The organism is Plantactinospora sp. CA-294935 (genome assembly GCF_050936445.1).
In the GTDB taxonomy this organism is placed as follows: domain Bacteria; phylum Actinomycetota; class Actinomycetes; order Mycobacteriales; family Micromonosporaceae; genus Plantactinospora.
Map to the genome: position 1 here is coordinate 4,340,253 of NZ_JBNJMU010000001.1, position 19,522 is coordinate 4,359,774.

Genomic DNA, 19,522 nt, shown 5'->3' on the forward strand with positions numbered 1-19,522 from the left:
GGAGTGCCCCATACTGTGCGCGTGTTCACCCTTGCCCAGGCACGTCACCTGATCGCGACGCTGCGCCCACGGATCGACGAGCTGATCGTGCTCCGCGCCGACCTGGCCGAGATGCGGGCCGACCTGACCGACCGGGGAACGAGCCCGCTCGGCGGGCTGGCCGAGGTCAAGGGGCTGGAGGCGCGGATCTTCGGCATCCTGGAGGAGCTGACCGGGCACGACATCCAGGTCAAGGGCTTCGCCCCGGTGCTGCTCGACTTTCCCGGCGAGCGGGACGGCCGGCCGGTGCTCTGGTGCTGGCTGGAGGGGGACAGCGACCTGAGGTGGTACCACCGGGTGGAGTGCGGCTTCTCGGGCCGGCGCCCGGTCTGACCTCCCACCGGCCTCAGCCTTCGGCCGTAGGGCGGGTCAGCCGGTGGTCGTGGCCCGGGCTCAGCCGGTGGTCGTGGCCCGGGCTCAGCCGGTGGTCGTGGCCCGGGCTCAGCCGGCGGCCGACTCGGGGATCACCACCGGCGCTTCGGCGACGGCGAAGACCACCAGGTTGTCCCGGTAGTGCCGGCTGGGCCGGTCGAAGGCGCCGCCACAGGTGATCAGCCGCAGTTCCGGGCCGGGGGTGGGTCCGTAGACGGCGTCGGTCGGAAACGCCTCCTTGGCGTGCCGGCTGGTCCCGGTCACCCGGAACGGGATCCACCGGTCGCCGCGCCGCACCTCGACCCGGTCGCCCGGGCGCAGCTCGGAGAGCCGGGCGAAGACCGCCGGTCCGGTGGTCGAGTCGACGTGCCCGGCCAGCACCGCCGGCCCGACGTCCCCGGGTGCGGTGCCGGCGGCGTACCAGCCGGCCTCGGCGAAGTCGCGGGGGGTGCCGAGCCGGCCGGACCGGTCCAGCCGGAGCCGGGTCAGGGCGGCGTCGACCCGGATCCGCGGGATGCGTACCCGGGTCGGCGCTCCGCTGGGTGCCCGGCGGGTGGCGCCGGCCGGGGCGCCGGGGCAGCCGTCCGGGCAGTCCGGCCCCCCGAGCGGCCCCGGCAGTGCGACCGTCCCGGGCGGCAGGACCGGTCCCGGCAGCTCGACCGGTCCCGGCAGCGCCGTCGGGAGCGGTGCCGGCGCGTCGGCGGTCAGTGCGACGCCGAGGCTCGCCCCGAGGACCGCGCAGAGCAGCAGATTGACGCCGCCGGGCACGGCCCGGACCGCCGTCACGGGTGGCGGCGGCGTCGCAGCGCGGACCTGGCGGCCGCCGCGACGACGACCGCGCCGAGCGCGCCGACCGAGGCCAGCCCGAGCGGGTACGCCGGATCGTCCGGCCCGGCCGTGCCACCGGCCCCGGTGTCCACCCCGCCGTTCGGCACCACCACTCCGCCGCGCGCGTCGACGCGCAGTTCGGTGGTCAACCCGCCCGCCTTCGCGTCCAGCACCAGCAGCGAGTAGACCGTCCCGTCCCGCAGCGACACGTCGGCCGTGGTCGCCTTCGCTCCGGTCGCCGACAGCCGCAGCGTCGACCGACCCGGCTCGACCTGGTGGTACGGCGTGGTGGTGGCGAAGGGTACGGCGTCGGCGATGCTCGGCCCGTCGGCCACCGCGACGTCGATCACGGGTGCACGTACCGACGCCTGCACCACCCGTACCTTGGCCCGGCCCTCGGCGGGTGCCCGCAGGTCGTCGTCGAGCACCTTCAGGCCGAGTTCGGCGTACCGGCCGACCCCGGCGACCGTGTACGCCTCGCCGGACTTCACCGAGACGCTGGTGGTGAGTACCGGCGCGTCGCTGGCCGGCGCGCCGGCCCGGCGCATCGCGACGGCGTACGACCCGGTCGGCAGCGGCAGGTACGGCGACAGCACGCCGTACCCGACCGCCTTGAACACCTGCGGTTCGGTCGAGCCGCTGGCCGGGCCGAGGTAGACGTCGACGGCGGGCGTGTCCGGCGACAGGTGGGCCAGCCGGACGTATCCGACTGTGGCCGTGCCGCCGGCCGGACTGGCGGCCGCGGCGGACAGGCCGAGGCCGAGGCCGAGGGCGGCGGCCGCCGCGACGATCCGCCGCACGGTCTGGACAGGTCGATCGAGGTGCTCCATCACGCCTCCTGGGATGTGGCGGGCAGGGTATCGGCCCGCTGGCCCGGAATGTCGCACTCACGGTCCGTCCGTCCGGCGGTGCTCGCGAGTGGATGTTCGGCGGGGCCGGGCGCGCCGGGGACAGGGTCCCGAGCGCCCGGGGGAGGAGCAAGCGCGCCACGCTAAGTGATCTAATCGTTACGCGCTGCCAAGACGGCCGTCCGGGCCTGGTCGGATCGGGTCAATGCCCCGGACGGGTGAGCTGCCGCTCGGCGAGGCGGCGGCGGAGCAGCGCCGCGCCGAGCCGGTAGCCGAACGCGGCATAGCCGAGGCCGCCGGCCAGGGCGGCGACGGCGGCCAGTTCGGGATACCCGGTCGGCACGCCGCCGCTGCCGACCGGGGACGCGGCGACGGCGCCCCAGCCGATGGCGACGTGGCCGCTGATCGGCAACGCCGCCAGCAACAGCCCGAACACCAGGGCCGGCGGGCGCGGGGCGGAGAGGCTGACCGCGCCACCGACCACGATCGACGCCAGCCCCCAGAGCACCAGTACGGCGAAGAGCCTCGACCAGGTGCCGACCAGCGCGCCCAGCCCCACCCCGACCGCGGCGAGCAGCGGAAACATCGCGAGCCCGACCGCGATGGTCAGGCGTACCCCGGGATCGGCCAGCAGGTCGGGGTCGAAGGAGAGCCCGGCCGCCTCGACCCGGGTCCGGCTCGGCGGCGGGCCGAGGTCGGAGGCGGCCAGCGGGATACTCACCGCCGCGTTGAGCAGGGCCAGTAGCAGACCCGCACCGACGGCCACGGTCAGCTTGCCGGGCAGTACCCGCCGAGGGTCGGGCACCGGACCGGCAAGTCGGGCCGGCGCGTAGTCGGCCAGCACCAGCGCGGCACCGAGCAGCAGCGCCAGCAGGTGCCCGACCAGGAACCCGGAGGTCGCGGTCTGCACACCGTCGGTGTGGTAGCGGGCCAGGATCTGGTCGTCGCCCTGCGGGTCGTAGTTGACCCAGAAGTCGTGGTAGCCCGCGTTGACCCGCATCAGCAGCACGGCGGCGGCGACCAGCAGCAGCGGGCCGCACCACAGCACGGGGCTGTGCACCAGAACCCGGCACTCCCGGCCGACCGCCGCTCGCATCCATCCAGCGTCGCAGATCCGCGCCTCAGGTCAGATCGGTCACCCGCCAGGCCCGGACGACGGTCTGTTCGACAGCGTTGCCGTCCCGGTCGACCGCGGTCACCCGGAGGGTGCCGAACTGCGCCCCGGCGGGGGCGGCCGGCAGGGTCGCCAGTACCTCCCGGCCGCCCCGGATGGTCGCGTCCCGCCACTGCGCCCCGTCGTCGTACGAGACCGCGACGCGCACCGCGAACCGACCGGGTCCGGTCGCCCCGGGCTGGTAGCCGGGGCGCAGCACCAGCCGGTACGGCCGGTCGGCCCGGACGGTGTTGGCCAGGTCGGTCTCGATGTCGTAGCCGAGCTGGGGCAGCGGCAGCACCACCGGCCGGTCGCCGTGCGGTCGCCCGGAGCGGAACGTCCAGGTCGTCGAGGTGGCGGTGGAGGTGGTCCACCAGGGACGGCCGGCGAACGAGTCCCGGGCGACGTCGAGCCGGAGCTGGTAGCGACCGGTGCCGCCCGGCACGGTGAACTGGGCGGACGATGCGCTGCTCCGGCCGAGTACCCTGCCGTCCCGGCTCAGGGTCAGCTCGCTGCGGTCGGAGCGGCCGTCGACCCAGCCGTACGCGCTGGCGGCGCCGTCGGCGTACTGCGGGACGGCGACCCGGATCGCGTCGTACGCCCGGTTCACCGGCAGCCCGTACGCGTGGTCCGGAGTCACCGTCGCCGGCACGGCGGGCCGGGTCAGGGCCGGGAACCACACCTCCCGGACCCGCTCGCCGGCCCGGTACGCCCGCAGCGGCCCCCACATCTGCCCCTGCGGGTTGCCGACCTGGTACGCCTCCAGGATTCCGCTGCTCCGCCAGGTGACGCCGCGGGTGCTGACGTGGTCGGTACGCCGGTGCGCGGCGGTGATGGTCCGGCTGAAACCGAACCCGGTCGACACCCCGTCCGGATAGCCGGCCCGGGTCTCCCGGGCCACCATTTCCGGCGCGTGCTGGTGGAACTCGGACTCCACCGTGGCCAGCGCGAGTTCGGCGGTGCGGTAGTGCAGGTCCTCCGGCACCCGGCCCGGCTCCGTCAGCAGCAGGTCGTAGCGGTACGGCGACCGGGCGACGGCGTCGAGTGCGATCGTCGCCGGCCCGGCCGCCAGCCGTTCCCGGAGCCGTTGCGCCACGCCCGCGTCCACCCGGTATGCCGGCACCGTGGAGCCATACCCGTTGGCGTAGTGGTAGCCCGGCGTCGGCCCGGCCAGCAGGACCGCCCGGGCACCGGCCGCACCGGCCGCCCGCAACTGTGCGACGCCGGGATCCTCCGCGCCGCCCTGGTCGAGCCGGATCAGCACCACCGCGTCCCGGGCACCGGCCTTCGCCAGCTCGGCGGGGGTACCGTCGCCGCCGTCGACCAGCCGGGCGTCGCTCCGGCCGTCCAGCAGCGGTGCCCCGTCGACCTCCCGCGGCTCCGGCACCGGGAAGCCGCCCGGGCCGGTCACCGCGGCGGTGAGCGTCGGCGCGGCCAGGTCCCACCGGCTGAAGAACCGGAAGGTACCGGTCGACACCGGTCGGGTCGGCGCCGCGTACACCCGGCGGATGGTGTCCAGGTTGAACGACTCCCCGGAGAGCAGGGTCGCCGCCGGCGTACCCCGCTGCCAGACCAGCGCGGCCCGGGCGGCGGTGGTCCGGTCCGGGGTGTCGATGAGGATCTCCCGGCCGTTTCGGGCGTCCTGCCGCAGCGTCCGGTCCGCCTCGACGGTCAGCTCCGGCTCGGCGAGCATCGTGGCGTCCTCCGGGAAGCCCGACTCCGACACACCGAACACCCAGGTCGTCAGGGCGTACCGGCCGGCCGGCACTTCGATGGTGCCGGGCCCGCCGCCGAAGTGCGCCCAGTGCTCCTCGCCGGTGTCCAGGTTGAAAAGCTGGGACCGGCTGTAGAAGTCGGCCGGCGGCCGACCCTGGCGGTCCACCGCCTCGATGGTCAGCGTCCGGGTCGGCGGCACGACGTGGAACCCGATCGGGGTACGCAGCTCGGTGCCGCCGCCCCGGGCGGTCAGTACCCCGGCGTACAGGTTCGGGGCGGTACGGGTCGGGTCGAGCCGGACGACCGCGCTGGCCCGCCCGCCGGCCGGTACGGTCAGCCGGGCCGGCGAGACGCCGACGACCGCCCGCCGCTGGTCGGCGCCGAGGTCGCGGACCTCGGCGGAGAGGGTGAGGGCGACCGGCCGGCGACCGGGGTTCGTGAAGCCGACGGTGGCGCTCCGGGCCGGCGTACCGGCCGGGACCCGGCCCAGGGCGAGCGTCGCGGTGTCGACGGTGACCGGCTGGTCCAGGGCCTCGGCGACGTCCACCCGGCCGGCGCCCTGGGCCCAGACCGGCGTGTCCCGGTTCTCGACGGCGCTGCTGACCAGGGCCGCCTTGAGCTGGTCGGCCCGCCAGTCCGGGTGCCGCTGGGCGAGCAGTGCCGCCGCCCCGGCGACGTGCGGGGCGGCCATCGAGGTGCCGGACATCGAGGTGTGGCCCGCGTCGACCACCTCGCCGAGGGTGGTCCCGGCGGCGCGGGCCGCCACGATGCCGACCCCGGGGGCGGTGATCTCCGGCTTGACCGCACCGTCGCCGAGTCGCGGGCCACGGCTGGAGAAGTCGGCGATCCGGTCCCGGCCGTCGACCGCGCCCACGGTCAGCGCCCGGTCCGCCGTGCCCGGCGTGCTGACCGTGCGCCGGCCGGGGCCGGCGTTGCCGGCGCTGACCACGAAGAGCGCGCCGGAGCTGGCGGTGAGTGCGTCGAGCGCCTCGGTGACCGGGTCCGGTCCCTCGGCGGCCGGGCCGCCGAGGCTGAGGTTGACCACCCGGGCGCCCTGGCGCACCGCCCACTCCATGCCGGCGATCACCCCGGAGAGGTCTCCGGACCCGTGGTCGTCGAGCACCTTGCCGATCAGCAGCCGGGCCCCGGGCGCGACTCCCTTGCCGCCCGGTCCGCTTCCGCCGGCACCCTTGCCGTCCCGCCGGTCGCCGGTGCGACCGGTGGTGCCGGCGCCCGCGATGGTGGCGGCGACGTGGGTGCCGTGCCCGACCCGGTCGGTGGTGTCGGGCGTACCGGTGAAGCTGGCCGCCGCGTCGACCCGGCCGGCGAGGTCGGGATGGCTGGGGTCGTAGCCGCTGTCCAGGACGGCGACCTTCACGCCCCGGCCGTCGTACCCGGACCGCCACGCCTGCGGGGCGCCGATCTGCGGCACGCTCTCGGCCAGGTCGGCGCTGACCCGCCGGTCCAGCCACAGCCTGCCGAACCCGCTCGCCAGGGTGCCGGCCCCGGTCGCCGTCGGGCCGGCCGTCGACCGGTTGCCGGCACCTCCGGTCACGGCGGACCAGAAGTCGGCGGCCCGGGACTTCTCCGTGCCGACCGCGATCGCCCCGATGCTGGGCAGTTCGCGGTGCCGGGTGGCGCCGGCCGGGGTCGCCGGTGCGGCGGCCCGCAGCCCCGGTCCGGCGGGGGCGCCGGTGAGCAGCAGCGGCAGGGTGGACCGGGCCGCGTCGGAGTAGCCCTCGGCCACCAGGTCGGTGACGTTGAACAGGGCCGGGTCCACCCGCCCGGCGGTGACCAGCGGGAGTGCCTCGTACGGCGTGACGTGCAGGTCACCGTCCCGTTCGGAGAGCTGGAAGCCGAGCCCCTTCCGGGGGCCCCGGTCGTCCACCTCGGCGACCTGCCGACCGTCCGAAAAGGTGCTGAGCCGGACGACGTCTCCGGTGACCAGGGTGACGGTGTGCGCCGCCGCCGGTCCGGAGGGGACCGCTGGCGCGACTGCGCCACCGTACGGCCCGGCGGCGGCCGGCGGGGCTGCGGCGGCCAGGATGGCGACGGTGACCGCGAACGCGACGACCGTACGTGGTGGCTTGACCACGAAAGCTCCCTTGACGTGCTGCTAGATCATCGGGCAGCGTCACACTTCGTTACCAGGCCGGTAAAGGATCCGGAGTGAGCGCAACTGCGCCATGACCTAGATGCGCCAGGAGGTTCGGCCGTGCTGAAGTTCGCCGGGCTGAGCGCGGTGGAGGAGTCGGCGTATCTGGCGCTGATCCGGCAGGGCGGCGCCCGGCTGGTCGATCTCGCGGACCGGCTCGGGCTGTCGGAGACACGGGTACGCCGGGTGGTCGGCGTACTCGAACGCGAGGGCTTCGTGCACCGCACCCCGCCACCCGCCGACCGGGTCGTACCCGTGCCGCCCGATCTCGCCGTCGAGCAACTGATCCGGCGCCGGTACGCGGAACTGGAACTGACCCGGGAGGCGGCGCACCGGCTCGCCGCCGAGGCGCAGGGGCGGGCGAGCAACCGGCGTACCGAAGAGCTGATCGAGATCGTCTCGGGGCGGGCGGCGGTCGGCCGGGCCTTCGAACGGGTGCAGCGCAGCGCGCGGCAGGAGATGCGGGTACTGGTGGCGCCTCCGTACGCGATCCCGACATCGGTGAACACCACCCAACTGGACCGGGAGGCCGCCGGGGTGACCTACCGGGCGGTCTACGACAGCAGCGCGCTGGACGACCCCGAGTTCGCGGCCAGCGTGGCCGCGCACATCCGCGCGGGTGAGCTGGCCCGGCTCGCCGTCGGGCTCCCCACCAAGCTTGCGGTCGCGGACCGCACCCTGGCGCTGCTGCCGCTGGCCTGGACCGCGTCGGCGCACAACGCCGCGCTGCTGGTGCACCCGTGCGGCCTGCTGGACGCCCTGGTCGCGCTCTTCGAGACGCTGTGGACCCAGGCGACACCGCTGTCGGCGGCCGGGCCGGAGCAGGTGTCGACGGCGGTGGGCATCTCCGCCGAGGACCGGCACCTGCTGTCGCTGCTGGTGGCGGGCCTGACCGACGAGGCGGCCGGCGTCCGGCTCGGGATCAGCCGCCGCACCGTCGTACGCCGGGTGCAGGTGCTGATGGAGCGCACCAACTCCCGCTCCCGACTCCAACTCGGCTGGCAGGCCCACGAACGCGGCTGGCTCTGACGGCGACGCGCGGCTCGCTTCGACGGCGACGCGCGGCTCGCTTCGATGGCGACGAGGCGGCTTGCTTCGACGGCGACGCGCGGCTCGGTTCGACGGTGACGAGGCAGCTCGGTTCGACGGTGACGCCGGCCGCCGAGCGCCCGCCCAGCCCGGCCCGGGCGCTCGGCCGGCGCTACCTCGGCAGTATCCGTTCGATGGCGGCGGTGATTTCCGGCGACTCCGGCTCGACCTGCGGCGCGAACCGGGCGACCGCGGTGCCGTCCGGGCCGACCAGGAACTTCTCGAAGTTCCACCGGATGTCGCCGGAGTGTCCACCGGGATCCGCCGTGTCGACCAGCGCGGCGTAGAGCGGGTGCCGGCCGGGGCCGTTCACGTCGATCTTCTCGGTCATCGGGAAGGTCGCCCCGAAGGTGGAGCGGGCGAATTCGGCGATCTCGGCCGGGGTGCCCGGCTCCTGGTCGGCGAACTGGTTGCTGGGTACGCCGAGCACGGTCAACCCGCGGTCCGCGTACCTCTGGTGCAGGGTCTGTAGCCCGACGTACTGCGGGGTCAGCCCGCACTTGGAGGCGAGGTTGACCACCAGCATGGCGTTGCCCCGGAACTGCTCCAGGCCGACGAACCCGTCGTCGGTCAGCGCTCCGATCTGGACGTCGAAGACGCTCACCGGATGTCCCCGCGCCCTTCGTCGCCGCGTCCCGCTCGCCGTGCCCGACTGGCATTCACTTTCCGCTCGGTCATGGCCCAGAGGCTACCGGGCGCCGACGTCCTCAGGATCGACTTCCCGCCCACTTGCCCGTGGCCGCCCCGTCGACCGTCGGGCCGACCGCGCGTCGATGGTCGGGCCGAGCGCGCGTCGATGGTCGGGCCGAGCGCGCGTCGATGGTCGGGCCGAGCGCGCGTGGACCGTCGGGCCGAGCGCGCGTCGGCCGTCGCGCGGTCACCGGTCGCCCAACCCGTTCCCCTGGCGGCGCCCCCGTCCCCGCGCACCGAATCGAAACATGGACATCTTGACGAAGCGGTGAACCGCTGAGTAGCGTCGCCTCACTATCTGGAAAGTTTCCTATCAATAAGGGAGACGCCACCATGAGGAGATCCATCCGCCGGGCGCTGTGGGCCGGCGTCGCGGCCACGGTGGCCGTCGCCGTGGTCCCGATCACCGCGGCCCTCGGCGCCGGCAGCCTGACCACCAGCTTCGCCGCCACCTCCGACTGGGGCTCCGGCCACGAGGTCAGGGTCACCGTCACCAACGGCACCGACGCGCCGGTCGCCACCTGGCGGGTCGAGTTCGACCTGCCGGCCGGTACCACCATCAGCAGTTCCTGGGACGCCGACGTCACGCGCAGCGGCAACCGCTACGTGGCGGTACAGAAGAGCTGGGCCGGTGCCCTGGCTCCGGGCGCCTCGGCGACCTGGGGTTACATCGGCAGCGGCGGCTACCAGGCCCCGGCGAACTGCACCGTCAACGGCGGTGCCTGCGGCGGTGGCGGCACTCCCAACCCGACCCCCACCACGCCCCGGCCGACCGTGAGCCCGACCCCCACCCCGACCACCCCGCCGCCGACCACCACCCCGCCGCCGAACCCGGGCGCGCAGAAGGTGGTCGGCTACTTCGCCCAGTGGGGCGTCTACCAGCGGGCGTACCACGTCAAGAACATCCACACCAGCGGCTCGGCCGCCAAGCTGACCCACATCCTGTACGCCTTCGGCAACACCACCGGCGGCCGGTGCACCATCGGCGACAGCTACGCCGACTACGACCGGGCGTACTCGGCGGCGGAGAGCGTGGACGGGGTCGCCGACACCTGGGACGCGGGCGCGCTGCGCGGAAGCTTCAACCAGCTCCGCAAGCTCAAGCGGATGTACCCGCACCTGAAGGTGATCTGGTCGTTCGGCGGCTGGACCTGGTCCGGCGGCTTCACCCAGGCCGCGCAGAACCCGGCCGCGTTCGCCGAGTCCTGCTACAACCTGGTCGAGGACCCGCGCTGGGCGGACGTCTTCGACGGCATCGACATCGACTGGGAGTACCCGAACGCCTGCGGCCTGACCTGTGACGCCAGCGGCCCGAACGCGTTCAAGAACCTGATCTCCGCGCTGCGTGGCCGGTTCGGCTCGTCGAACCTGGTCACCGCCGCGATCACCGCGGACGGCAGCAACGGCGGCAAGATCGACGCGGCCGACTACGCCGGTGCGATCAACAACCTCAACTGGCTGATGCCGATGACGTACGACTACTTCGGCGCCTTCGCCGCGCAGGGCCCCACGGCCCCGCACTCGCCGCTGACCTCGTACGCCGGGATTCCGCAGCAGGGCTTCTGGTCCGACGCGGCGATCCAGAAGCTCAAGAGCAAGGGCATCCCGGCCAGCAAGCTGCTGCTCGGGATCGGCTTCTACGGCCGGGGCTGGACCGGGGTCACCCAGACCACCCCGGGCGGCACGGCCACCGGGGCGGCACCGGGCAGCTACGAGGCGGGCATCGAGGACTACAAGGTACTCAAGAACACCTGCCCGGCCACCGGCACCATCGCCGGCACGGCGTACGCGAAGTGCGGCAGCAACTGGTGGAGCTACGACACCCCGGCCACCATCGGCGGCAAGATGTCGTACGCCAAGGGCCAGGGGCTGGGCGGCGCGTTCTTCTGGGAACTCTCCGGCGACACCAGCAACGGAGAACTCATCACGGCGGTCGCCAACGGTCTGCGGTAGCCAGCCGGACCCGCCGGACGACCTTTCCGGGGGCGGGTGGCGGGGGCCGACTCCGGCGGGACACGGAGTCAGCCCCCGCTCGCCCGGAACGCTCGACCGGAGACCGGAGTGCTCCGGTACCGCAACGGCGACGACACCACCAGGACCGAATCCTTTTCACATGGTGCCAAGGGGACCAGGCTGGTGGTTCTCCCGTTGTCCTGGCGGGCACGGTGGTGAGACGCGACACCGTTGTCCCGCCGGGCACGGTGCTGAGGCGCGACACCGCGCGTGACGGGCGGAGGGGCGATGCCGACGGGGCCGAACACTGGCGAGTGGGGAAATTCGGGGCCCACGGGTTGGGTGACGCGCTGGGTGCTGGGCACCGCGGTCGGGCAGGTCGTCTTCACCGGGACCGTACGCCTCGTGCTGGCGGTGCTGATGGGCGCCGCACTCGGCGGCCTGGTGGTCTGGTTCGTGCTGCGTCGCCGGCAAGCCCCACAGTCGTACGCCGGCACTCCGGCCGCCAGCGCCGCTGGCCGCCCCGAGCGGCGAGTACGGGCCGCCGCCGACCTGCCGAACCCGGGGCGTCCGTCCCGGGCGGCCGGCGCTGCCGTCCGGCGGCCCGCACCGGCCGTCGAACGTACGCGGCCACGCTTCTCGCCCCGGGCCAACCGCCCAGCCCGGCCGGCTCCGGAGCATCCGGCTCCGGGGCGGTCGGCTCCCGGCCGCGACACCGGGGCGCGGTCCACGGTCGGCGGCGACGCCGGTGCTCCCGCCGCTCGCCCGGCACCGGTCCGGAGATAGCTGCGGGTGGGCGAACGCCCGGCCCCTAGGGTGTTCGGGTGGTCGCCGCCCTGGAGTTGTATCTCGACACCGATGCCACCCGCCGGATCCGGGTGCTCTGGGACGCCCTGGAATCCGAGGGTGTGCAGAGCCTCCGCTCGTTGCTCGGTCAGCGGCACCGTCCACACGTCTCCCTCGCCGTCGCTGCCCGGCTCGATCCGGAACAGGTCGCCGAGGCGATGGCCGGGACGGTGGTGGCCGCGCCGCTGCGGCTCTCCTTCCAGTACGCCGGCCAGTTCGTCGGCCGGGTGCTCTGGCTCGGCCCGACTCCCACCCCGGAACTGCTGGCCCACCAGGCGATGGTGCACGAGCGGCTGACCTGGGCCGACGTGCCGGTCAGCGAGCTGTACCGCCCCGGCCGCTGGGTGCCGCACTGCACCCTTTCGATGCGGGTGCCGAACACCCTGATGGCGGCGGCGGTGCGGCGCTGCCTGGAGGTGCTGCCGGTCGAGGCGACCGTGGTCGGCGCGGCGGTCGTCGACCACGCCCGGGACATCGTCCGCCCGCTGTCCTGACCGGCGGGCGAGTGCGCCGGTCAGCCGGTCGGGTCGCCGGGCGTAACGAGCCCGGTCTCGTAAGCCAGCACCACGGCCTGGGCGCGGTCCCGGAGGCCGAGCTTGGCGAAGATCCGGGCGACGTGGGTCTTCACCGTCGCCTCGCTCAGGGTCAGCCGGTGCGCCAGCTCGGTGTTGGACAGCCCGCGACCCAGCAGGGCCAGCACCTCCCGTTCCCGGGGCGTCAACGCCGCGAGTTCCCGCTGCCCGGCTGCCCGCCCGCCCCAGCCGGGGTCGGCGGCACCTCGGCCGGGATCGGTGGCGCCTCGGCCGGGATTGCCAGCGCCTTGGCCGGGATCGGTGGCACCTCGGCCGGGATTGCCAGCGCCTTGACCGGGATCGGCGACGACGCGTGCCGGGTCGGTGGTGGCGAACCGTTCCACCAGGCGCCGGGTGATCGACGGAGCCAGCAGGGCGTCGCCGGTGTTGACCAGCCGGACGGCGGCGGCTAGGTGTTCCGGGGTGACGTCCTTGAGCAGGAAGCCGCTGGCTCCGGCGGCCAGCGCGGCGTAGACGTACCGGTCCAGGTCGAAGGTGGTCAGCATGATCACCCGACAGTCCGGGGACCGCGCCAGGATCCGCCGGGCCGCCTGGAGGCCGTCCATGTTCGGCATCCGGATATCCAGCAGTACGACGTCCGGCCGCAGCTCGTGTGCCGCCGCCACCGCCTCGATCCCGTCGGCGGCCTCGCCCACCACGTCCAGGCCGCGTGCGGTCAGGATCATCCGGAACCCGGTCCGGACCAGCGCCTGGTCGTCGACGATCAGTACCCGGGGCGCCGGCTCCCCGGCCGCCGTCACGGCCGGTCCAGCGGGATGCGGGCGCGGACCCGGTAACCGCCGCCGAGCCGGCGCCGGGCGTCCAGGTCGCCGCCGTAGACCGCGACCCGCTGGCGCAGCCCCAGCAGGCCGCGCCCCGCGCCGGCCTCCCCGCCCGGCACGGAGCCGCCGGACCCCGATCCCTCGGCTGCGGACCGCGCCCCCTCGGCTGTGGACCGCACACCCGTGGACCGTTCGCCGGAGGAGGAGGCACCCGTGGACCGTTTGCCGGAGGAGGTACCCGTGGACCGCCCGCCGGAGAGCACGCTCGGGCCGCTGTTGAGCACCTCCACCCGCAGGTAGTTGTGCGCGTACCTGATGGTCACCTCGGCCTTCTCCCCGTCGCCGTGCCGCAGCGCGTTGGTCAGCGCCTCCTGCACGATCCGGTACGCGGTCAGGTCGATCCCGGCCGGCAGCGGGCGCGGCTGCCCGGAGATGCGTACCTCGACGGGCAGCCCGGCGAAGGCGATCCGGTCGACCAGCGGGCCGAGCCGACCCAGCCCGGGTTGCGGGTCCAACCCCGACCGGTCGGCGACGGTGTCCGCCCCGTCCTGGGCCGGTGCCAGCAGGCCGAGCAGGTGCCGCAGCTCCGTCATCGCGTCCCGGCCGGCGGTCTCGACCGCGCGCAGCGCGGCGGCGGCCTCGTCCGGCATGCTGGCCAGCACCTCCCGGGCCGCCCCGGCCTGCACCACCATCAGGCTCACGTTGTGGCTGACGATGTCGTGCAGCTCCCGGGCGATCCGGGCCCGCTCCGCCTCGACCGCGACCCGGGCGGCACCCTCCCGTTCCCGCTCCAGCAGCCAGCCCCGCTCGCCGAGCGCCCGGTGGTGCCGCCGACGGGCCCGGACCAGCGCCACCGCCAGCCACCCGACGGTGGCGCCGGCCGCCGCGAGCGCGGCGAGCAGCCAGACCGTCCAGGTTCCCCCCACGCGACCACCTTCGCAGTACCCGGCACGATCCGCGTCATCCCCGGGCAGCACCGGCGTACATCCCCAGGATGACCCGGCCGGACGTTACCTCCCCGGGCTGATGCCCGCCCCGGCCCGCGCTGCCTAGGTTGGTCGCCATGACCAGCGCAGACAGCACACCGGACGTCGTGGTGCGACTGACCGACGTGCGCAAGGAGTACGGCGACACCACCGCCCTGGCCGGGGTGTCGCTGCAGATCCGGGCCGGCGAGGCGGTCGCCGTGATGGGGCCGTCCGGCTGCGGCAAGTCGACCATGCTGAACATGGTCGCCGGGCTCGACCGGCCCACCTCCGGGGACGTCGTCGTGCACGGCGAGGACCTGGGGCGGCTCGACGAGACCGGCCGGGCGCTGTTCCGGCGCCGCCGGATCGGCATGATCTTCCAGTTCTTCAATCTGCTCGACGACCTGCCGGCGCTGGACAACGTCGCGCTGGCCGCGCAGCTCGTCGGGGTACCGGCCCGGCAGGCGCGCAGGCGGGCGCTGGAACTCCTCGACGAACTCGGCATCGCCGACCGGCGCAACGTCTATCCGGCCGCGCTCAGCGGCGGGGAGCGACAGCGGGTGGCGGTGGCCCGGGCGCTGATGAACCGGCCCGCCCTGCTGCTCGCCGACGAGCCGACCGGCGCACTGGACAGCTCGGCCGGCGAGCAGGTGATGGACCTGCTGCTCGACCTCAACCAGATCGGCCAGACGCTGCTGCTGGTCACCCATGACGAGCGGCTGGCGACCCGGTGCGCCAGCCGGCTGGTCGAGCTGGCCGACGGCCGGGTGGCCGGCGAACGCAGCCTGGAGGGGGCGGCGTGACCGGGTCGGGGCAGCCGTACCGGGGGCGCGGTACCGGCGCGGTGTGGCGGGCCGCCCGGGCCGCCGTACGGCGCCGCAAGCTCCAGACCGTCGTGATCGGGCTGGTACTGCTCTTCTCCGCCGCCACCACCGTGATGGCGCTGGGCCTGCTGGTCGCCTCCACCGCCCCGTTCGACGACGCCTTCGCCCGGCAGCGCGGCGCGCACGTCGTGGCGACGTACGACTCCGCGCGGGTCTCCGGGGCGCAGCTCGAACAGGCGGCCCGGCGGCCCGGTGTGGAGGCGGTCGCCGGCCCCTTCGCGCAGGCCGTCCTGGAGGTACCGCTGAAGGGTCCCGGACTGCCCGGCGGGCCGCTCAACGTGGTGGGTCGGGCGGACCCGGCCGGTCCGGTGGACCGGGTGGACCTCTGGGCGGGGCGGTGGCCGAGCGCGCCCGGGGAGATCGTGCTGAACGACACGCCGCCGCCGGCGGACCTGGCGGGCTTCGGGCCGGCCGGCGGGGAACCGCCGATCGTCGGCAGCACCGCCGAGGTACCCGGCGGGCCGACGCTGACCGTCGTCGGCATGGCGTACAGCCTGGGCCGGACCGCCGACGCCTGGGTCACCCCGGAGCAGGTCCAGGCGTTCCGGCCGTCCTCGACCCAGATGCTCTACCGGTTCTCCTCGGCCGGCAGCGACGACGAGATCGAGGCCGAGCTGGCCGCGGTCACCGAGAGACTGCCGGCGGACGCCCTGCTCGCCGCCCAGTCGTACCTGCTGGTCAAGCAGTCGGTCGCGGCCGAGCCGGGGGTGTTCGTGCCGTTCCTGATGGTCTTCGGGATCCTCGGGCTGGTGGCGGCGGTGCTGATCGTCGCGAACGTGGTCAGCGGGGCGGTGGTCTCCGGCTTCCGGCACATCGGGATCCTCAAGGCGCTGGGCTTCACCCCGGGGCAGGTGCTCGCGGTCTATCTGGTGACGGTCAGCGTGCCGGCGGTGGTCGGGTGTGCGCTCGGCACCGTGCTCGGCAACGTCGGGGCGCGACCGCTGCTGGACATCGCGTTCCAGGGCATGGGCTTCGGACCGGTCGGGATCAGTCCACTGGTGAGCGTGGCGACGCTGCTCGGGATGCCGGTTGTGGTGGTGCTCGCCGCGCTCGTCCCGGCGTCGCGGGCCCGCCGGCTCTCTGCGGTCGAGGCGATCAGCGCCGGCAGCGCACCCCGGGTCGGGCGCGGGCTGCGGGTGCAGCGCTGGCTCGGTGGTACCCGGTTGCCCCGGGCCGTCAGCCTCGGCCTCGGCCTGCCGTTCGCCCGGCCGGGCCGGACCGTGCTGACCATGTCGGCGGTGCTGCTCGGGGTGACCACGGTGACCTTCGCGACCGGCCTGACCAGCACGGTCACCCGGTACGCCGACGCCACCGACGGAAACGACCACGTCGGGGTACGCGCGACCGACCCCGAACGGAGCAGCCTCCGCCCGGTGTCGTCGCTGACCGACCCGCAGATCGAGGCGCTGCTCCGAACGCTGCCCGGCACCAACCGGGTGACCGTCAACCTGACCCTCGACTTCGCGTTGGTCGGCTCCGCCCAGCCGGTCGGGGTCAACTTCCTGCGCGGAGACGTGCAGACCCAGGGCTATCGGGAACAGGTGGTCGAGGGGCGCTGGCTGGCCGGCCCGGACGAGGTGGTCGCCCCGTCGGAGTGGCTGGGGGAGCGCGGCCTGGCCGTCGGCGACCGGATCACGCTGGAGGCAGACGGCCGGCGGAGCACGGCCACCATCGTCGGCGAGACGATGGGCGGCGCACCCGGGCCGCCCGGGCCGCTCGCCGACTGGTCGGCGGTCGCCCGGCTCGCCCCGGCGCACCAGCTCGGCAACCACGAGCTGCTCTATCAGATCCAGCTCGCGCCCGGCACCGACGTACCGGCGTACACCGCGGCGGTGCAGGCGGCCGACCCGGGTCTGGACGCCTGGGACAACGGCGGTACCGACAGCTTCACCGTGGCGGCGGTCAGCCTCGCGGTGGTGGTCACCCTGATGCTGGGGATCGTCACGGCGCTCGCCGTGTTCAACACGGTGGTGCTGAACACCCGGGAACGCCGCCGCGACCTCGGGATGCTCAAGTCGATCGGGATGACCCCGAGGCAGGTGACGGCGATGATGGTGACCTCGATGGCGGTGCTGGGAACGCTCGGCGGACTGCTCGGTATCCCGGTCGGGATCATCGCGCACCGCCTGGTCGTGCCGATCGCGTCCGGCGCGGCGCAGATCCGGGTACCGGACTCGTTGATCAACGTCTGGGAGGCGCCGCTGCTCGGCGTACTGGCGCTGGCCGGGGCGGCGATCGCGATGCTGGGGGCGCTGCTGCCGGCCCGCTCCGCGGCCCGACTGCCGATCGCCGAGGTGCTGCACAACGAGTGACGCCGGTCGGCCGGGCACTTCGCCGGGCGGGCGTGCCGGCGGCCCGGCGACGGCTCGGCCGCCGGTCGGCGCTGCGGTGCAGCCAATCCGTCGACTGCGCTCAAATCGTTCGTCTCCAGTTGGACATGTGCCGGCCGACGTCGATCACGTAGATTGCCCGCGGTCTATCCAAACTCGACCGTGGGAGGACACATGCCTGATCGGTTCAGGACCGCCGGGAGATCCCTGGCGGCGGCCGTACTGGTGCCGGCGCTGGCGGCCGTGGGGCTGGCGGCGCCGGCACCGGCCAGCGCGGCGGTGAGCCGGGCGGAACTGGCGCTGCGTTGGGCCCCGATCCACTACCAGGACGTCGACGCGACCGGCAGCCACGCGCTCGGCGGCCGGTCCGACTACATCACCGGGGTCGACTTCGACGGTGACCTGAGCGGGCGGAACAACTGGGACAGCGCGGGGCAGTCCGGCGTTTCGTTCGCCGCCCAGGCGTACTACTCGGTGCTGGAGACCAGCACGCACTGGTACATCACGTACCTGTTCTTCCACCCCCGGGACTGGACCGACCACCCCTTCTTCGAGACCGAGCACGAGAACGACGGCGAGGGCATCATGTTCGCCGTCGAGCGGGACGGCTCGGACTACGGGGTGCTGCGCGGGGCGGTGAGCGTGGCGCACAGTGACTTCTACTCCTACACCCCGGCCGGGAGCACCTGGACCGGCGGGCGGGAGAACGTTGATGGCACGTTGCAGATGCAGTCGTCGCCGCACGACTCGTTCCCGCATCCGGTGACCGCGCAGGAGGCACAGGGGCACGGGCTGAAGGCGTACCCGCAGTACAACATCAACGGGGACGGCATCGTCTACTACCCGTCGACGGTGGCCGAGACGCCGAGCAACGGCAACGACCGGGACGTCCGCTACAAGCTCGTGGACATCTTCGCCTCCGGTGGGCTCTGGGCGCAGCGGGCCAACGCCAGCCTCTTCGCCAACCTCGGCACCTTCGCCGGGGACAACTCCGGTGACTGTGGCGTCGGCACCTATTCCTGCTCGACCAACTCGGCGAACGCGCCGTGGGGCTGGGACGACGGCAACGACCTGCCGGGCCGGGGCGAGATCGCCACCGACTCGGCGAAGCTGGTCGCCGAGTACTTCACGATCCCGGGCAGCCTGTCCCGGTCGTACACCTACAACCCGTACGCCAGCGCGGCGGCGGCGCTGCGGGAGGCGGCGAAGACCGCGCCACCGGTCGTCGACTGAGAAGGGCGGGTGGGGCAGCCGGGCTCCGGCTGCCCCACCGTCGGTGCCGATCGGCTGATCGGCCCGGTCGCCGCCGCTCCCGGTCGGTCGCCGCCGCTCCCGGTCGGTCGCCGCCGCTCCCGGTCGGTCGCCGCCGCTCCCGGTCGGTCGCCGCCGCTCCCGGTCGGTCGCCGCCGCCGTGCTAGCCGATGATCACTGGAGTGGGATCGTAGATCTTCCACATCTGGTTGAAGGCGTTCCAGTCGGTGGTGGCCGAGATGCAGTCCCACTGCTGCAACACCGCCTGCTCGGCGGGCCGGCCGGACGGCGCGGCGGCATCCAGGCACATGCCGGTCTCGCGGTTCTTGATGAGCACGAACCAGGAGCCGAAGCACTGCCCCGTACAGGGCTTGTGGAAGACCTCCTGGGTGAACCACTCGCCCGGGGTGTAGCCGGCGGAACAGTGCGGGTACTGGATGATCGGCGTGCCGTTGGCGTAGAACCCGGCACGCCAGTCGAGCATCAGGCACTGGCCGGAGTGCCGAGCCCTGATCCGGAAGAAACCGCCCCCGCTGTCGAGCAGGTCGAACTCCTGCGAGGTGCTGGCGTTGTCCGGCCAGAGGAAGACACCCTGATGCGTCGCAGTGGAGGCCCACATCACGTCGGCGCGAAGGCTGCCGTAGCCACTCACGAGTTCTCTGCGGTTGGTGTCCGCGTACGCGGGGGTGGGCGCGGTCATCACGATCGACGCGACCACCAGGGCCATCGCGACGGCGAGGCCCCGCAGGACGCTGTTCGTCCCGTGCCCCCCGCGCCGCACGGGTCGCGACCGGTGCAGCAGATCTCCGAGCCCGCCGGGCCGGCTGACCGTCCTGCCGAGGCGTGGTCTGGCGGGGTCGTCGTCCGAGTCGAACGAGGGTAGTCCAGCGCTGAGCATGCTTCCTCCAACCGGGAACGCGAAAGTGGGACGCGGCGGTGCCACCGGCATGGGCGGCGGCCCGCCTGCGCCCCACTGTCCGGCGCCGGCCGGTTGTCCGGCGGGATCCCGACCGGATCCGAACAGGACCCGACCGGCAGCCGACGAC

At 74.1% G+C, this 19,522-nt stretch carries 16 protein-coding genes; 8 read left to right on the forward strand and 8 right to left on the reverse strand.

Going from position 1 to position 19,522, the window contains the following annotated elements; genetic code table 11:
- Positions 1-21: 21 nt before the first annotated feature.
- Complete coding sequence (locus ACQEVC_RS19390; RefSeq protein WP_432879388.1) at positions 22-372, forward strand: DUF2203 domain-containing protein; 351 nt, start codon at positions 22-24, stop codon at positions 370-372.
- Between the two features lie 108 nt (positions 373-480).
- On the opposite strand, the gene ACQEVC_RS19395 is transcribed toward ACQEVC_RS19390, so the two are convergent.
- The 4 genes from ACQEVC_RS19395 to ACQEVC_RS19410 all read right to left on the reverse strand — a co-directional run bounded on the left by ACQEVC_RS19395 (position 481) and on the right by ACQEVC_RS19410 (position 7,051).
- Positions 481-1,179: a class F sortase gene (locus tag ACQEVC_RS19395; protein WP_432879390.1), complete on the reverse strand. Its 699-nt coding sequence runs from the start codon at positions 1,177-1,179 to the stop codon at positions 481-483.
- 14 nt (positions 1,180-1,193) lie between these two features.
- Positions 1,194-2,069, reverse strand: a complete 876-nt coding sequence (locus ACQEVC_RS19400; protein ID WP_432879392.1) for a DUF4397 domain-containing protein — start codon at positions 2,067-2,069, stop codon at positions 1,194-1,196.
- 220 nt (positions 2,070-2,289) lie between these two features.
- Positions 2,290-3,183 (reverse strand): hypothetical protein, encoded by an 894-nt coding sequence (locus tag ACQEVC_RS19405; RefSeq protein ID WP_432879395.1) that lies wholly within the window; start codon positions 3,181-3,183, stop codon positions 2,290-2,292.
- Between the two features lie 25 nt (positions 3,184-3,208).
- Positions 3,209-7,051 (reverse strand): S8 family serine peptidase, encoded by a 3,843-nt coding sequence (locus ACQEVC_RS19410; protein ID WP_432879398.1) that lies wholly within the window; start codon positions 7,049-7,051, stop codon positions 3,209-3,211.
- Between the two features lie 120 nt (positions 7,052-7,171).
- Here ACQEVC_RS19410 and ACQEVC_RS19415 point away from each other — a divergent pair, with 120 nt between their 5' ends.
- The gene (locus ACQEVC_RS19415; RefSeq protein ID WP_432879400.1) at positions 7,172-8,140 is read left to right on the forward strand and encodes a TrmB family transcriptional regulator; all 969 of its coding nucleotides are present in this window, start codon (positions 7,172-7,174) and stop codon (positions 8,138-8,140) included.
- Between the two features lie 172 nt (positions 8,141-8,312).
- On the opposite strand, the gene ACQEVC_RS19420 is transcribed toward ACQEVC_RS19415, so the two are convergent.
- Complete coding sequence (locus ACQEVC_RS19420; RefSeq protein WP_318394365.1) at positions 8,313-8,804, reverse strand: glutathione peroxidase; 492 nt, start codon at positions 8,802-8,804, stop codon at positions 8,313-8,315.
- A 419-nt stretch (positions 8,805-9,223) separates the two neighbouring features.
- Between ACQEVC_RS19420 and ACQEVC_RS19425 the strand changes: the two genes are divergently transcribed.
- From ACQEVC_RS19425 to ACQEVC_RS19435, 3 genes are all read left to right on the forward strand, one after another.
- A complete protein-coding gene (locus ACQEVC_RS19425; protein ID WP_432879403.1) occupies positions 9,224-10,843 on the forward strand; it encodes a glycosyl hydrolase family 18 protein in 1,620 nt (539 codons plus the stop codon).
- A 342-nt stretch (positions 10,844-11,185) separates the two neighbouring features.
- Complete coding sequence (locus ACQEVC_RS19430; protein ID WP_432879406.1) at positions 11,186-11,629, forward strand: hypothetical protein; 444 nt, start codon at positions 11,186-11,188, stop codon at positions 11,627-11,629.
- A gap of 38 nt (positions 11,630-11,667) precedes the next feature.
- The gene (locus ACQEVC_RS19435) at positions 11,668-12,183 is read left to right on the forward strand and encodes a 2'-5' RNA ligase family protein (protein WP_318394368.1); all 516 of its coding nucleotides are present in this window, start codon (positions 11,668-11,670) and stop codon (positions 12,181-12,183) included.
- A 20-nt stretch (positions 12,184-12,203) separates the two neighbouring features.
- Here ACQEVC_RS19435 and ACQEVC_RS19440 read toward each other — a convergent pair whose 3' ends face one another.
- The gene (locus ACQEVC_RS19440) at positions 12,204-13,022 is read right to left on the reverse strand and encodes a response regulator (protein ID WP_432879410.1); all 819 of its coding nucleotides are present in this window, start codon (positions 13,020-13,022) and stop codon (positions 12,204-12,206) included.
- A complete protein-coding gene (locus ACQEVC_RS19445; protein ID WP_432891555.1) occupies positions 13,019-13,945 on the reverse strand; it encodes a sensor histidine kinase in 927 nt (308 codons plus the stop codon). The genes ACQEVC_RS19440 and ACQEVC_RS19445 overlap by 4 nt, the downstream gene beginning before the upstream one ends.
- Before the next feature lie 161 nt (positions 13,946-14,106).
- On the opposite strand from ACQEVC_RS19445, the gene ACQEVC_RS19450 reads away from it, so the two are divergent.
- The 3 genes from ACQEVC_RS19450 to ACQEVC_RS19460 all read left to right on the forward strand — a co-directional run bounded on the left by ACQEVC_RS19450 (position 14,107) and on the right by ACQEVC_RS19460 (position 18,458).
- Positions 14,107-14,814, forward strand: a complete 708-nt coding sequence (locus tag ACQEVC_RS19450; protein ID WP_432879412.1) for an ABC transporter ATP-binding protein — start codon at positions 14,107-14,109, stop codon at positions 14,812-14,814.
- The gene (locus ACQEVC_RS19455; protein WP_432879415.1) at positions 14,811-17,207 is read left to right on the forward strand and encodes an FtsX-like permease family protein; all 2,397 of its coding nucleotides are present in this window, start codon (positions 14,811-14,813) and stop codon (positions 17,205-17,207) included. The genes ACQEVC_RS19450 and ACQEVC_RS19455 overlap by 4 nt, the downstream gene beginning before the upstream one ends.
- 192 nt (positions 17,208-17,399) lie before the next feature.
- The gene (locus ACQEVC_RS19460) at positions 17,400-18,458 is read left to right on the forward strand and encodes a hypothetical protein (protein ID WP_432879417.1); all 1,059 of its coding nucleotides are present in this window, start codon (positions 17,400-17,402) and stop codon (positions 18,456-18,458) included.
- Positions 18,459-18,639: 181 nt separating this feature from the next.
- Here the strand turns inward: ACQEVC_RS19460 and ACQEVC_RS19465 are convergent, their stop codons facing one another.
- Positions 18,640-19,374: an RICIN domain-containing protein gene (locus ACQEVC_RS19465; RefSeq protein WP_432879419.1), complete on the reverse strand. Its 735-nt coding sequence runs from the start codon at positions 19,372-19,374 to the stop codon at positions 18,640-18,642.
- Between the last annotated feature and the right edge of the window lie 148 nt (positions 19,375-19,522).